Raw genomic sequence first — 13663 nt, forward strand, 5'->3', positions numbered from 1 at the left:
GTGTCCGGCGAGCCCGGCCGCCGCCGTCACGCACGAACACTTTGAGGAAAGGCGCAGTACCCCCATGCCTCCCCGCCTGTCAGTAGTCGTTCCCGTTTACAACGTGGAGCTCTTTCTCGACGAGTGTCTGCAGTCACTCGTCGACCAGACCTTCACCGACTGGGAAGCCATCGTCGTCGATGACGGTTCCTCCGATGGCAGCCTCGCGATCGCGCGGCGCTGGGCGGCGGAGGACGCGCGTTTCCGTGTGGTCGAGCAGGAGAACAAGGGACTGGGCCCGGCGCGCAACACCGGGGTGGCCCATCTCACCCCCGGTACGGAGTTCCTCGCGTTCGTCGACAGCGACGACATCGTGCTCCCGGACGCCTACGAACGCTGCGTCGCCAGCCTGGAGGAGACCGGCTCCGACTTCGTCAGCGGCAACGTCAACCTCCTCAAGGCCGGCGAGGTCCTTCCCTCGCCGCTGCACGAGAAGCGCCTGGGCAAGAGCCGCACCCGGACGCACATCACCCGGGACAAGGCCCTCGTCTACGACCGCACCGCCTGGAACAAGGTCTTCCGCCGGTCGTTCTGGGACCGTCACGCCTTCGAGTTCCCCGGCATCCTCTACGAGGACGCGCCGGTCACCCTCCCGGCGCACTTCCGGGCCTCCTCGGTGGACGTGCTCGGCGACCCGATCTACCTCTGGCGCCAGCGGACCGGCGGCGCCCCGTCGATCACCCAGCGCCGCACCGAGCCGGTCAACGTCCGCGACCGCATCCGCTCCTGTGACTCCGTGAGCCGCTTCCTGGCCTCCCAGCCCGGCGAGGCGTACGCGGAGCACAAGCGCTGGTACGACGAGATCTTCATCAGCGACGAGCTGCCCCTCTTCATGGGCGTCCTCGACGAGGCCGGCGACGAGTTCCGCACGCTCTTCATGTCCGGGGCCGCCGACTTCCTCAGCCGGGTCGACCCGCGGATCATGCCCCGGCTGACGGTCTCCCTGCGGCTGAAGTGCCACCTGATCTCCGAAGGGCGGCTGGAGGAGCTCCTCGACCTCCTCGCCTTCGAGCGCGAGACCGGCCGCGCGGTGCCCGTGACCCGCCAGGGGCTGCGCCACTTCGCCGACTACCCCGTCATCGACCGGGCCAAGGGCGAGGTCCCGCGCCAGGTCCTGCGGGTGGACTCCGACTTCTCGGCGCGCGCCCGCGTCGAGGAGGTGAGCTGGCGCGGCGGCCGGCTGCACATCGACGGCCACGCCTACATCCGCAACCTGGCGGCCGAGAAGCCCAAGCCCGCGCTGCGCGTCCTGATGCTGCGCGAGACCGGCAGCCGGCGCACGGTCCTGGTCCGGCCCAGCCGGACGCAGGCGCCCCGGGCCACCCAGACGTCGGGCCAGTCGCTGCACAACTACGACTGGTCGGGCTTCGCCCTCGACCTCGACCCGGGCAAGCTCAAGGCCCGCGGCGGCTGGCGCGACGGCGTCTGGCGGCTGACCGTCGCCACCGTGCAGCAGGGCGTGGTGCGCCGCACCCGCCTCAAGGCCGGCGAGAGCGGCAGCGCCGAGAGCCCCGCCCAGTTCTGGGTGGAGGACGACGTCCGCGTCGTGCCGTACGTCCTGGACAGCCACCTCTACGTCCGCGTCGACCGGGTGCGCGCCCGGCTGACCGGGCACCGTGCCGTGGACGGCGCGATCGAGCTGACCGGTGTCCTCGGCCACGAGGCCGTGGCGCCCGGCGCGGGCGGCACGCTCCGCCTGACGCACGGGACCTCCGGCGCCACGCTGGAGTACCCGGTCACCCGGACGGCCGCCGCCTCCGGCGCCCAGGAGTTCTCCGTACGGGTCCCGCTCGCGGACCTGGACGTCGAGGGCCGCGACTCGGAGAACCCCGAGGTCACCGACAAGTGGTCGGCCGAGCTGGTCCTCGCCGGCAAGCGGAAGTTCCCGGTCGCCGTCGACGACAGGCACGGCGACCTGGGCCGCCAGCACCCCGTCACCGCCGACGCCACCGCCCCCTGGGGCACCCGGGCGATCGCCGTGACCAACGACGGCATCGGCCGGCTCGTGCTGCGCACCCAGCCGGTCCAGCCCATGGTCGGCGGCATCACCGTCACCCCCGAGGGACGGATCGTCCTGGAGGGCTCCGTGCCCGCCACGGTCGACGAGCCGGTCGAGCTGGTGCTGCGTCACAGCCGCCACGCGGAGGAGCACGCCCACCCGGTCACCGTCGAGGACGGCGTCTTCCGCGCCGACTTCCTGCCCGTTCCCACCGGGATCACCGAGGTCCCGCTGCGCCAGGGCCGCTGGTACCTCTTCGCCCGCACCGCCGAGAGCCGCTTCGAGGTGCCGCTGCGGGTCGTGCCCGCCTCCCTCGGCGAACTGCCGGTCGGCTTCACCGTCCGCGGCCGCGACTACACCCTCACCCACCGGTTCTACGACCGGCTGCTGGTCGAGGCGGCCCCCGACCTCGGCACCGAGGAGTTCGGCTGGTACCGCCAGCGGGAACTGCGCACCACGCTGTACACCGAGGCGCGCACCGCGCCACTGCGGGACACCGTGCTGTACGCCTCCTTCTCCGGCCGCCAGTTCTCCGACTCGCCGCGCGCGGTCTACGAGGAGCTGCTGCGGCAGGGCTCGGAGCTGGAGCACGTGTGGGTCGTGGAGGACCGCCGGGCGCACATCCCGGAGGGCGTCAAGGTCATCCGCCGCTGGAGCCGGGAGTGGTACGAGGCCCTGGGCCGCAGCCGCTTCATCGTCACCAACACCCATCTGCCGCACTGGATCAGGCGCCGTGAGGGCCAGGTGATCGTGCAGACCTGGCACGGCACCCCGCTCAAGCGGATCGGCCACGACATCGACAGCGTGCAGTTCGCGGACCGCAAGTACCTCTCCAAGGTGGCCGAGGAGACTCCGAGCTGGAGCTTCCTCATCTCCCCCAACCGTTTCTCGACGCCGATCATGAAGCGGGCGTTCCAGTACGAGGGGGAGGTCCTGGAGTCCGGTTACCCGCGCAACGACGTCCTGCTGTCGGACAAGACGGAGGACCTGGCGCGCGCGGTGCGCGAGCGCATCGGTCTGCCGGAGGGCAAGAAGGTCGTGCTGTACGCGCCGACCTGGCGGGACGACCAGTTCTACCAGGCGGGCAACTACAAGTTCGATCTGCGCCTGGACGTCGAGAAGGCCGCCGCGCGGCTGGGCGAGGACCACGTCCTGCTGGTCCGCAAGCACTCGAACATCGTCGACGCCGTCCCCGGCGCGGGCGACGGCTTCGTCTACGACGTCTCCAGCTACCCCGACATCGCCGAACTGTTCCTGATCACCGACGTGCTGATCACGGATTACTCCTCCCTGATGTTCGACTTCGCGAACACGGGCCGGCCGATGCTGTTCTTCACGTACGACCTCGAGTACTACCGGGACCAGCTCCGCGGCTTCTACTTCGACTTCGAGAAGCGGGCTCCCGGCCCCCTGCTCCAGACCTCCGACGAACTCATCGAGGCGCTGAGCGACATCGAGCGCATCAGCGGCCGCTACACCGAGGCGTACGGTGAGTTCCGGGACGTCTTCTGCGACCTCGACGACGGCCACGCCTCCGAGCGCGTGATCACGCGGATGCTGGAGCTGGCGTACCCCGACCGAACGTCCCCCGACCCCGCGGAGAAGCGTTGAGACTGCCGACCATTCCCTACGTCAGCGAACGGCTGGAACGGATCCCGGCTCAGCGGCGGCTGCCCCTCGCGGTGTACGCGGTCACTCAGCTGATCTTCCTGGTCTGGTGGGCCGCCTTCTACCCGGGCGGGATGAGTTACGACTCCATCTCGTACGTCTGGCACGTCACCACCGGTCACTGGATGTCGAACCACTCGGTGGCCTATGACGGCCTGGTGTGGCTCTCGCTCCAGATCACGGGTGACCTCGCCGCGCTCACGCTCCTGCAGTCCGTGGCGATGGCCGCGTCCCTCGCCTATGTGACGGTGACGCTCCGCCGGTTCGGGGTGCGGGGCAAGTGGAGCGCCACGGCGGCGATCGCGTGCGCGGTGCTGCCCTCAATCGGCACCTTCACCGTGTACGTGTGGAAGGACGTGCCCTTCGCCATCGGCGGGATCCTCGCCTTCGGCGCGGCCGGCCGGCTCGCGGCCCGGCGCATGCGGGGCGAGGAGTCCGTCCGCGACAAGGCGTTCCGCAACGAGATCGCGGTCCTCTTCCTCGGCTTCGTGTGCATGGGGATCTTCCGGAACAACGGCCTGCTCGTCGCGGTCATCGCGGTGCCGGTGCTGCTGCTCGTGCTGCCGAGGATGCGGCGCTGGCTGCTGTTCGCGACGGTCGTCCCGGTGGTCATCGCGGCGGGGCTCAACACGGTGGTCTACCCGGCCCTGGGCGTGCAGACGCCGACCAAGGACCAGGTGTACGCGATGAACTACGCGGACATCGCCGTGGTCTACGGCAAGGTTCCGCAGACCTTCACCAAGGCCGACAAGGAGCTGATGGCGAAGGTCGCCCCGCTGGACCACTGGAGCGGCCGGGCGGCGAACTGCTACAACGCCGACTGGGCGATGAAGAAGCCCATGGACCGCAAGGCGGCGGCGCGGCTCAACAGCGAGCTGATCGACCTGTGGGTGCGGACCATGAAGCGCACCCCGGACCAGATGATCGCGGCGCGGCTGTGCCGCTCGCACATCGCCTGGTCGCCGTTCCCCGGGCCGAGGGAGCTGATGGGCCATACGCTGATCAGCCCGCCGTCGGTGCCGAAGAACCTCTTCGGCTGGGCGGACTGGAACGACGAGATGCGGGACAGCCCGTACCGTCCGCTGCTGAAGATCCGTCCGCTGGCGGAGCCGCTGAACGACGCCGCGTACTTCACCTGGATGGCCAGCAAGACGCCGCAGCTGCAGTGGCTGCTGTTCCGGGGCGCGATCTGGTGCTACGCCGCCTACGCGGTCGTCCTGTGGTTCTCCCGCCGCAACCGGACCTGGACGCCGCTCGCGCTGGTGGCGATCCCGCTGGCGCTGCAGCTGACGGTGGTGGCGGCGAACCCGGCCCCGCTGGCGCGCTACATGTTCGCCCCGATGTTCATCGGCATCCTGACGATCCCGCTGATTGGCGCGAAGCCGCGCTTCGGGAAGCAGGGCACGCGGAAGGCGGCGGCCGCGGAGCCGACGCAGGAGCGCGACCCGGAGCCCGAACCGGAACGGGTGCACTGACAGCTCCCTGATCCGACGAGGGGCCCGGCCGGCGACGGCCGGGCCCCTCGTCGTTCGCCGGGCGCTCCCGGCACCGCGAGACGAAACGGCGCCGCGCCGGACTCCGTGGGGAATCCGGCGCGGCGCCGACGCTCTGCCCGGGGCGGGCGGGAGGCTAGAACGGGTCGAAGTCGTCGAACTCGCGCTGCGCCTCGTCCCGTTCGGCGTCCCGGTCGCGGCGGCGCTGCGCCGCCGGGCGCGGGGCCTCCAGGCGGTGGTCCTCACCACGGCGGCCGAGCATCTCGGCGCCGGCCATCATCGTGGGCTCCCAGTCGAAGACGACCGCGTTCTCCTCGGAGCCGATGGCGACGCCGTCGCCGGCGCGGGCGCCCGCCTTCATCAGGGCGTCCTCGACGCCGAGGCGGTTGAGGCGGTCGGCGAGGTAGCCGACGGCCTCGTCGTTGTTGAAGTCGGTCTGGCGGACCCAGCGCTCCGGCTTCTCGCCGCGCACCCGGTAGACGTCCTCGTCGCCGTCGTACGTGACCGTGAAGCCGGTGTCGTCGACCGCCTTCGGGCGGATGACGATCCGGGTCGCCTCCTCCTTCGGCTTGGCCGCGCGCGAGGTCGCCACGATCTCGGCCAGGGCGAAGGAGAGCTCCTTCAGGCCGGTACGCGCCACGGCGGACGCTTCGTAGACGGTGTAGCCGCGGGCCTCCAGGTCCGGGCGGATCATCTCCGCGAGGTCCTGGCCGTCCGGGATGTCGATCTTGTTGAGGACGACGATCCGGGGCCGGTCGTCGAGGCCGCCGTACTGCCTCAGCTCCTCCTCGATGACGTCGAGGTCGGAGACCGGGTCGCGGTCGGACTCCAGCGTCGCCGTGTCCAGGACGTGCACCAGCACCGAGCAGCGCTCGACGTGGCGCAGGAACTCCAGGCCGAGGCCGCGGCCCTGGCTGGCGCCCGGGATCAGGCCGGGAACGTCGGCGATCGTGTAGACCGTCGAGCCGGCGGTGACGACGCCCAGGTTCGGGACGAGCGTGGTGAAGGGGTAGTCCGCGATCTTCGGCTTGGCGGCCGAGAGGACGGAGATGAGGGAGGACTTGCCGGCGCTGGGGTAGCCCACGAGCGCCACGTCGGCGACGGTCTTCAGCTCCAGGACGATGTCGCCCAGGTCGCCGGGCTCGCCGAGCAGCGCGAAGCCGGGCGCCTTGCGCCGCGCGGAGGCGAGCGCCGCGTTGCCGAGGCCGCCGCGGCCGCCCTGGGCGGCGACGTACGTCGTGCCCTCGCCGACCAGGTCCGCGAGGACGTTGCCCTGCTTGTCGAGGACGACGGTGCCGTCGGGCACGGTCAGGACGAGGTCCTGGCCGTCCTTGCCGGAGCGGTTGCCGCCCTCGCCGGGCTTGCCGTTGGTCGCCTTGCGGTGCGGCGAGTGGTGATATTCGAGGAGCGTGGTGACGGACTGGTCGACGACCAGGATCACATCGCCGCCACGGCCGCCTGTGCCACCGTCCGGGCCGCCGAGCGGCTTGAACTTCTCCCGGTGAACGGAGGCGCAGCCGTGGCCTCCGTTACCCGCGGCGACGTGCAGCTCGACGCGGTCCACGAAGGTGGTCATGGGTGTGCCTCCATTTACTTACGTACGGAATGTCTATCTAGTAACACGCGAAAGGCGGACCCGCTTCCCGTTACGGGAAGTGAGGTCCGCCTCCGCAAAAGAACCGATCAGGCGACCGGAACGATGTTCACGACCTTGCGGCCACGGTGGGTGCCGAACTGCACCGCACCGGCGTTGAGGGCGAACAGCGTGTCGTCGCCGCCGCGGCCGACGCCCGCGCCCGGGTGGAAGTGGGTGCCACGCTGGCGGACCAGGATCTCACCGGCGTTGACGACCTGACCGCCGAAGCGCTTCACGCCGAGCCGCTGAGCGTTGGAGTCGCGACCGTTCCGAGTGGACGATGCGCCCTTCTTGTGTGCCATCTCTCCTCAGTCCCTTACTTCGCAGCCGTGGGGATGCCGGTGACCTTGATCGCCGTGTACTGCTGGCGGTGGCCCTGGCGACGGCGGTAGCCGGTCTTGTTCTTGTAGCGAAGGATGTCGATCTTCGCGCCCTTGTGGTGGTCCACGACCTCGGCCGTGACCTTGATACCGGCCAGGACCCACGGGTCGCTGGTCACGGCGTCGCCGTCGACAACGAGCAGGGTCGAGAGCTCGACCGTGTCGCCAACCTTGGCAGTGGAAATCTTGTCAACCTCAACGATGTCGCCGACAGCAACCTTGTGCTGGCGACCACCGCTGCGCACGATGGCGTACACGCGGATCTCTCTCTCACTCGGGAACGGACCCCTGATGCCAGCCGCTCACACGGGCCGAGGCCCGCGGTGATCCGGAAGTGGACGAGCGGCCTCTCCCGACGGACGGGAGGAGGGTGCTCAGGGGAGTGGCACGTCATACGACACGCCGACGGTCAAGGTTACGGGCCGGTGCCGCAAGGGGTCAAATTCGGCGGACCGTACCGCTTCGGCCCCGCGGGGCGCCCGGGGGCGCCCCGCACGGGCCGGGCGTCACGCCTCGGCGGTCTCGGCGGTCTCGGCGGTCTCGGCGACGAAGCCGCGCAGCCAGGCGCGGAACTCGGGGCCGAGGTCCTCGCGCTCGCACGCGAGGCGGACGATCGCCCGGAGGTAGTCGCCGCGGTCGCCCGTGTCGTAGCGGCGCCCCTTGAACACCACGCCGTGGACGGGTCCGCCCACGGACTCGTCACGCGCCAGGGTCTCCAGGGCGTCGGTCAGCTGGATCTCCCCGCCACGGCCGGGCTCGGTCCGGCCCAGCACGCCGAAGACGGCCGGGTCCAGGACGTAGCGGCCGATGACGGCGTAGCTGCTCGGCGCGTCGGCCGGGTCCGGCTTCTCCACCAGGCCGGTGACCCGCACGACGTCGGCGTCCTCGGTCATCTCGACGGCGGCGCAGCCGTAGAGGTGGATCTGGGCCGGGTCCACCTCCATCAGGGCGACGACGCTGCCGCCGCGCCGGGTCAGGACCTCCAGCATCCGGGCGAGCAGCGGGTCACGGGGGTCGATCAGGTCGTCGCCGAGGAGGACCGCGAACGGCTCGTCGCCGACGTGCGGGGCCGCGCAGAGCACGGCGTGGCCGAGGCCGCGGGGGTCGCCCTGGCGGACGTAGTGCATGGTGGCGAGCTCGCTCGACTCCTGCACCTTCGCCAGGCGCTCCTCGTCACCCTTGCGGGTGAGGGCGGACTCCAGCTCGTGGTTGCGGTCGAAGTGGTCCTCGAGGGGGCGCTTGTTGCGCCCCGTCACCATCAGGACGTCCTCCAGACCGGCCGACACCGCCTCCTCCACCACGTACTGGATGGCCGGCTTGTCGACGACCGGCAGCATCTCCTTGGGAGTCGCCTTGGTCGCCGGCAAGAACCGCGTGCCCAGACCGGCGGCAGGGATGACGGCCTTGCGGACGCGCGTGGTGGGGATGTTGTTCATCGGGCTGGTTCCTGTTTTCCGAATCGTGTCAAAGCCGTGTGGGCCGTCCTCGGGCGAGGACGGCCCACACGGGCCGGCTGCGTCGGTGCCCCGTCAGTCCTGCGTGGGGGCGGCGGTCTTCTTGGCAGCCGTCTTCTTGGCGGTCGTCGTCTTCTTGGCAGCCGTCTTCTTGGCCGTCGTCGTCTTCTTGGCGGCGGTCTTCTTGGCGGTCGTCGTCGTCTTCTTGGCGGCCTTGCGGGCCGTCTTCTTGGCCGGGGCGGGAGCCTCGGCCTCGACGTCGGCCTCGGCCGCCTCGGTCACGGGAGCGGCCGGCGACTCGACCACCACGACGGCGGCCTCCTCGGCGCCCGTCGGGGACCCGGCGGGCGCGGTGACCTTGCGGACCACCCGGCGACGGGCCTTCGGCGGGGCGGCCACGGGGGCCTCCTCGACGACCGGCTCGGGCGCGGCCTCCACGACCGGCTCGGGCGCGGGCTCCGCGGCGGGTGCCACGGGCTCGGCCTCGACGACCGGCGCCGGGGCCGGGGAACCGGCAGGTGCCGTCGCCTTGCGGGTCGCACGGCGGCGGGCCTTCGGCGGGGCGGCCACGGGGGCCTCCTCGACGACCGGCTCCGGCTCGACGACGGGCGCGGCCTCCACGACCGGCTCCGGCTCGACGACCGGCGCGGGCTCGACGACCGGCGGACCGGCCGGCGCGGAGACCTTGCGGGTCGCACGGCGGCGGCCACGGCCGCGGGTGGCGGCGGCCTCGGCCTCGGCGGCGCTGCTGTACAGCTCCTCGTCGGGGCGGAAGGGCTCGGCCACGGCGACCGGAGCGGCGACCTCGGCGGCCAGCTCGGCCTCCGTCTCGACCGTCTCGGTCTCCTCCGGCTCGGCCGTCGCGGCGCTCTCGACGTGCTCGTGCTCGTGCTCGTGGTGCTCCGCGCCACCGCGGCCGCGCTTCTTGGCGCGCTTGCCGCCACCGCCGCCGCCGGGGGCGGTCGGCTGCTCCATGTGGACGATCACACCGCGGCCGTTGCAGTGGACGCAGGTCTCGGAGAAGGACTCCAGGAGGCCCTGGCCGACCCGCTTGCGGGTCATCTGGACCAGGCCGAGCGAGGTGACCTCGGCCACCTGGTGCTTGGTCCGGTCCCGGCCCAGGCACTCCAGGAGACGGCGCAGCACCAGGTCGCGGTTGGACTCCAGGACCATGTCGATGAAGTCGATGACGACGATGCCGCCCAGGTCGCGCAGCCGGAGCTGGCGCACGATCTCCTCGGCCGCTTCGAGGTTGTTCCTTGTCACGGTCTCCTCGAGGTTGCCGCCCTGGCCGGTGAACTTGCCGGTGTTGACGTCGACGACGATCATCGCCTCGGTCTTGTCGATCACCAGCGAGCCGCCGCTCGGCAGCCAGACCTTGCGGTCCAGCGCCTTCATCAGCTGCTCGTCGATCCGGTACGTCGCGAAGACGTCGACCTCGCTCGTCCACTTGGACAGGCGGTCGGTCAGGTCCGGGGCGACGTGGTTCACGTACCCGTGGATGGTCTCCCAGGCGTCGTCACCGCTGACGATGACCTTGGAGAAGTCCTCGTTGAAGATGTCGCGGACGACGCGGACGGTCATGTCCGGCTCGCCGTAGAGGAGGGTCGGCGCGTTGGTCGCGCCGCCGCTCTTGGCCCTCTTCTGGATCTCTTCCCACTGCCCCTGCAGACGCTCGACGTCACGGCGCAGCTCGTCCTCGCTCGCGCCCTCGGCGGCGGTGCGCACGATGACGCCCGCGTCCTCGGGGACGATCTTCTTGAGGATGGTCTTCAGCCGGGCCCGCTCGGTGTCCGGGAGCTTGCGGCTGATGCCGGTCATGGAGCCCTCGGGGACGTACACGAGGTAGCGCCCGGGCAGGGACACCTGGCTCGTCAGACGCGCGCCCTTGTGGCCGATCGGGTCCTTCGTCACCTGGACGAGGACGGACTGGCCGGACTTGAGGGCGGTCTCGATGCGGCGCGGCCCGTGGGCCATGCCGAGCGCCTCGAAGTTGACCTCACCGGCGTACAGGACGGCGTTGCGGCCCTTGCCGATGTCGACGAAGGCGGCCTCCATGGACGGCAGCACGTTCTGGACCTTGCCCAGGTAGACGTTGCCGACGTACGAGGTGGCCTGCTCCTTGTTGACGTAGTGCTCGACGAGCACGTCGTCTTCCAGGACGCCGATCTGGGTGCGCTCGCCGTTCTGGCGGACGACCATGACGCGCTCGACGGCCTCGCGGCGGGCCAGGAACTCGGCCTCGGTGATGATCGGGACGCGGCGGCGGCCCTGCTCGCGGCCCTCGCGGCGGCGCTGCTTCTTCGCCTCCAGACGCGTGGAGCCCTTGATGGACTGCACCTCGTCGGACGGCTCGGTCTTCTCGCGCGCCGGGCGGGGCTCGCGGACCTTGACGACCGTACGGACGCCGTCGTCCTCGCCCGCCTCGGTCTCGCCGGAGGCGTCACCGCTGCGGCGGCGACGGCGGCGACGGCGACGGGAGCTGCTGCTGCCGGACGCGGAACCGCTTTCGTCGTCGTCGCTGTCGGCGTCGGACTCGTCCTCGGACTCCTCGTCCTCGGCGTGGGGCTCCTCCGCCTCCTCGGCCTCGTCGGGCTCCTCCGTCTCGGCGAGCTCGCCACGGCGACGGCGACGGCCGCCCCGGCGGCGACGGCGGGACGGGCGGTCCTCGTACTCGTCGGTGTCGTCGGCCTCGGCCTCGGGCTCCTCCGCCTCGACCTCGGGCTCGTCGGCCACCGTGGCCGGCACGGGCTCGACGGCGACGGGCTCGGCCTCCGCGGCGGGCTCGCCACGGCGGCGACGGCGGCGACGGCCGGCGGGCTCGGGTCGCTCGACCGTCTCGGCGACCGGCTCGGGGGTCTCGACGGTCTCTTCCTCGTCCGGCTCCTCCACGGCCTCGGCGGCGGCCGCGGCTGCCGCGGTCTCCGGGGTCTGGAACATCGGCTCGGTGAAGACCGGGGCCTGGAAGACGGCGACGGCGGGGCGCGCGGCCCGGCGACCGCGCGAGGTCTCCTCGGCCTTGGGGGCGACGACCGGCTCGGCGGTGAACTGCGGCGAGACGGCGCGGCGGCGGGTACGGCCGCGGGTGGCGGCCTTCTCGGCGGCGGCGACCTCGGGCTCGTCGGCGGTGATCTGCTCGACGGTCTCCTGCGGCAGGGTCTCGCCGGCCGGAGCGGCGGGGGCCTCGGGCGAGGTGGCCTGGCGGGTGGCGCGACGGCGGGTCCGCGGCGCGGGCGCGGCGGACTCCTCGGCCGGCGCCTCCTGCACGGGTGCGGCCTCGACGGGCGCCTCGGCGACGGCGGTCTCCGCGGCCGGCTCGACGGGCTGCTCGGCCGGGGCCTCGGGCGAGGTGGCCTTGCGGGTGGCACGACGGCGGGTCCGCGGCGCGGGCGCGGCAGGCTCCTCGGCCGGCGCCTCCTGCACGGGTGCGGCCTCGACCGGCGCCTCGGCGGGCGTCACGGCGACGGCCTCGGCGGGCTGCTCGGCGGAGGTGGCCTTGCGGGTGGCACGGCGACGGGTCCGCGGCGCGGGCGCGGCGGACTCCTCGGCCGGGGTCTCCGGCGCGGCAGCCTCGGCCGGCGCCGCGGCGACGGCCTCGGCGGGCTGCTCGGCGGGCGCCTCGGCGGAGGTGGCCTTACGGGTGGCACGACGGCGGGCGCGCGGCGCGGGCGCGGCGGGCTCCTCGGCCGGGGTCTCCTGCGGGGCGGCCGCTACGGGCGCCTCGGCGGGCGTCTCCACGGCGGCTTCGGTGGTGGTGTCCGCGGCGACCGGGGGTCCGGCCGGCCGGGAGGCTGCGCGGCGCCTGCGGCGCGGCGGCAGCTTGTCACCAGGTGCGTTGTTGTTCTCTTCGTTCGGCTCGAGCATGCGGGGTTTCTCCCGTCACGCTCCCGGGCGCCGCGTCTTGGTCCGGTCCGGCGGCACGATCGCGCGAGATGCGCGGTGCCGCCGTCCGGGGCGCGGGCGCCGCACGGGAGCTGATGTCTGGCTCGCCGGTTCCCTACGCGTGGTGCGTACGGCCTGGCGAAAGTCTCCTGGTCTGTGCGCTGCCCGACCCAGGTGGCTCCCGAGTGCCAGGGCTGCGCTACAACGACCGCTCCCTACGCGGTACCGGCACCCGGCGCCGTCGCTGAGGCGGTCGCGGCGGCCTTGGGTGGAGCGGCCGTGACTGCCTCGCGGTCGGGCGCGAGCGGGTCGGTCACCGTGCCGGACTCCTCGTCGAAGAGCCCCTGCGCCAGCCTGGTCACCGCAGCGGGGACCGGCGGCGCCAGGTCGGCCACAGCTCGGAGACCGGACAGGACGTCGTCGGGTCGCACGGCAGGTGTCACGTGCCGAACAACCAGCCGCAGTATCGCACAGGCATTGTCCAGCGGCCTATCAGCCAGGGAACGTGCCTGTGGATGATCCGCGACGAGGTCGGCGACGGCGGAACGGGCGTCGAAGGTGCGGATGCCGTTCTTGGTCTTGCGTCGGACTTCCACGGTTTCGGCGGCGAGGAAGGCCTCGACGGCCTTCGTCACCTCCTCGACGGTGACGCCGTCGAGCCGCAGCTCCCACACGGAGGCGGTGAGCCGGTCGGCGAGTCCGGAGGTCCGGGCCTCGACGGCGTCGGTGATGTCGAGGCCGGCCGGGAGCGACTCGTCGAGCAGGGCCCGCAGCGTCTCCGGATCCCGCGCCTCGGTGAGGGCGATCTCCAGGTACTCGGCCTCGGAGCCCGTACCCGTGGGGGCGGCGTTGGCGTACGACACCTTGGGGTGCGGGGTGAAGCCGGCCGAGTACGCCATGGGCACCTCGGCGCGGCGCAGCGCCCGCTCGAACGCGCGCTGGAAGTCACGGTGGCTGGTGAACCGGAGGCGGCCGCGCTTGGTGTAGCGCAGTCGGATGCGCTGCACCGCCGGTGCGGGCGGCGGGCCTTCGGGCTGTCGCTTGCCCAGTGGTTCTTCTCCTCGGTGCGGGGCGGGCGCGGGTGGCGCACCGCCCACGAAATGCGGGTGGCC

8 protein-coding genes are annotated in these 13663 nt (G+C 72.2%); 2 read left to right on the forward strand and 6 right to left on the reverse strand.

What is annotated here, in order from left to right; translation table 11 throughout:
- Positions 1-64 precede the first annotated feature (64 nt).
- Together ACFZBD_RS23510 and ACFZBD_RS23515 are read left to right on the forward strand one after the other, a co-directional pair.
- Positions 65-3649, forward strand: coding sequence for a CDP-glycerol glycerophosphotransferase family protein (locus tag ACFZBD_RS23510; RefSeq protein ID WP_391142632.1), 3585 nt, complete (start codon positions 65-67; stop codon positions 3647-3649).
- Positions 3646-5181, forward strand: a complete 1536-nt coding sequence (locus ACFZBD_RS23515) for a DUF6020 family protein (protein ID WP_391142635.1) — start codon at positions 3646-3648, stop codon at positions 5179-5181. The genes ACFZBD_RS23510 and ACFZBD_RS23515 overlap by 4 nt, the downstream gene beginning before the upstream one ends.
- Positions 5182-5335: 154 nt before the next feature.
- On the opposite strand, the gene obgE is transcribed toward ACFZBD_RS23515, so the two are convergent.
- From obgE to ACFZBD_RS23545, 6 genes are all read right to left on the reverse strand, one after another.
- The gene (gene obgE / locus ACFZBD_RS23520; RefSeq protein ID WP_391142636.1) at positions 5336-6775 is read right to left on the reverse strand and encodes a GTPase ObgE; all 1440 of its coding nucleotides are present in this window, start codon (positions 6773-6775) and stop codon (positions 5336-5338) included.
- Positions 6776-6882: 107 nt separating this feature from the next.
- The gene (gene rpmA, locus ACFZBD_RS23525) at positions 6883-7137 is read right to left on the reverse strand and encodes a 50S ribosomal protein L27 (RefSeq protein ID WP_030961848.1); all 255 of its coding nucleotides are present in this window, start codon (positions 7135-7137) and stop codon (positions 6883-6885) included.
- A 14-nt stretch (positions 7138-7151) separates the two neighbouring features.
- Positions 7152-7472: a 50S ribosomal protein L21 gene (rplU, locus tag ACFZBD_RS23530; protein WP_114036861.1), complete on the reverse strand. Its 321-nt coding sequence runs from the start codon at positions 7470-7472 to the stop codon at positions 7152-7154.
- A 249-nt stretch (positions 7473-7721) separates the two neighbouring features.
- A complete protein-coding gene (gene galU / locus ACFZBD_RS23535) occupies positions 7722-8651 on the reverse strand; it encodes a UTP--glucose-1-phosphate uridylyltransferase GalU (protein ID WP_391142640.1) in 930 nt (309 codons plus the stop codon).
- Positions 8652-8744: 93 nt separating this feature from the next.
- Complete coding sequence (locus tag ACFZBD_RS23540) at positions 8745-12533, reverse strand: Rne/Rng family ribonuclease (RefSeq protein WP_391142642.1); 3789 nt, start codon at positions 12531-12533, stop codon at positions 8745-8747.
- 233 nt (positions 12534-12766) lie between these two features.
- Positions 12767-13558: a TIGR03936 family radical SAM-associated protein gene (locus ACFZBD_RS23545; RefSeq protein WP_391142644.1), complete on the reverse strand. Its 792-nt coding sequence runs from the start codon at positions 13556-13558 to the stop codon at positions 12767-12769.
- Positions 13559-13663 lie beyond the last annotated feature (105 nt).

Source organism: Streptomyces sp. NPDC008121 (genome assembly GCF_042957155.1).
Lineage (GTDB): Bacteria > Actinomycetota > Actinomycetes > Streptomycetales > Streptomycetaceae > Streptomyces.

Excerpts from the sequence above, each read along its gene's own strand:
- galU (WP_391142640.1), bottom strand. The coding sequence starts at position 8,651 with ATGAACAACATCCCCACCACGCGCGTCCGCAAGGCCGTCATCCCTGCC.
- obgE (WP_391142636.1), bottom strand. The coding sequence starts at position 6,775 with ATGACCACCTTCGTGGACCGCGTCGAGCTGCACGTCGCCGCGGGTAAC.
- ACFZBD_RS23540 (WP_391142642.1), bottom strand. The coding sequence starts at position 12,533 with ATGCTCGAGCCGAACGAAGAGAACAACAACGCACCTGGTGACAAGCTG.
- rpmA (WP_030961848.1), bottom strand. The coding sequence starts at position 7,137 with ATGGCACACAAGAAGGGCGCATCGTCCACTCGGAACGGTCGCGACTCC.
- ACFZBD_RS23510 (WP_391142632.1), top strand. The coding sequence starts at position 65 with ATGCCTCCCCGCCTGTCAGTAGTCGTTCCCGTTTACAACGTGGAGCTC.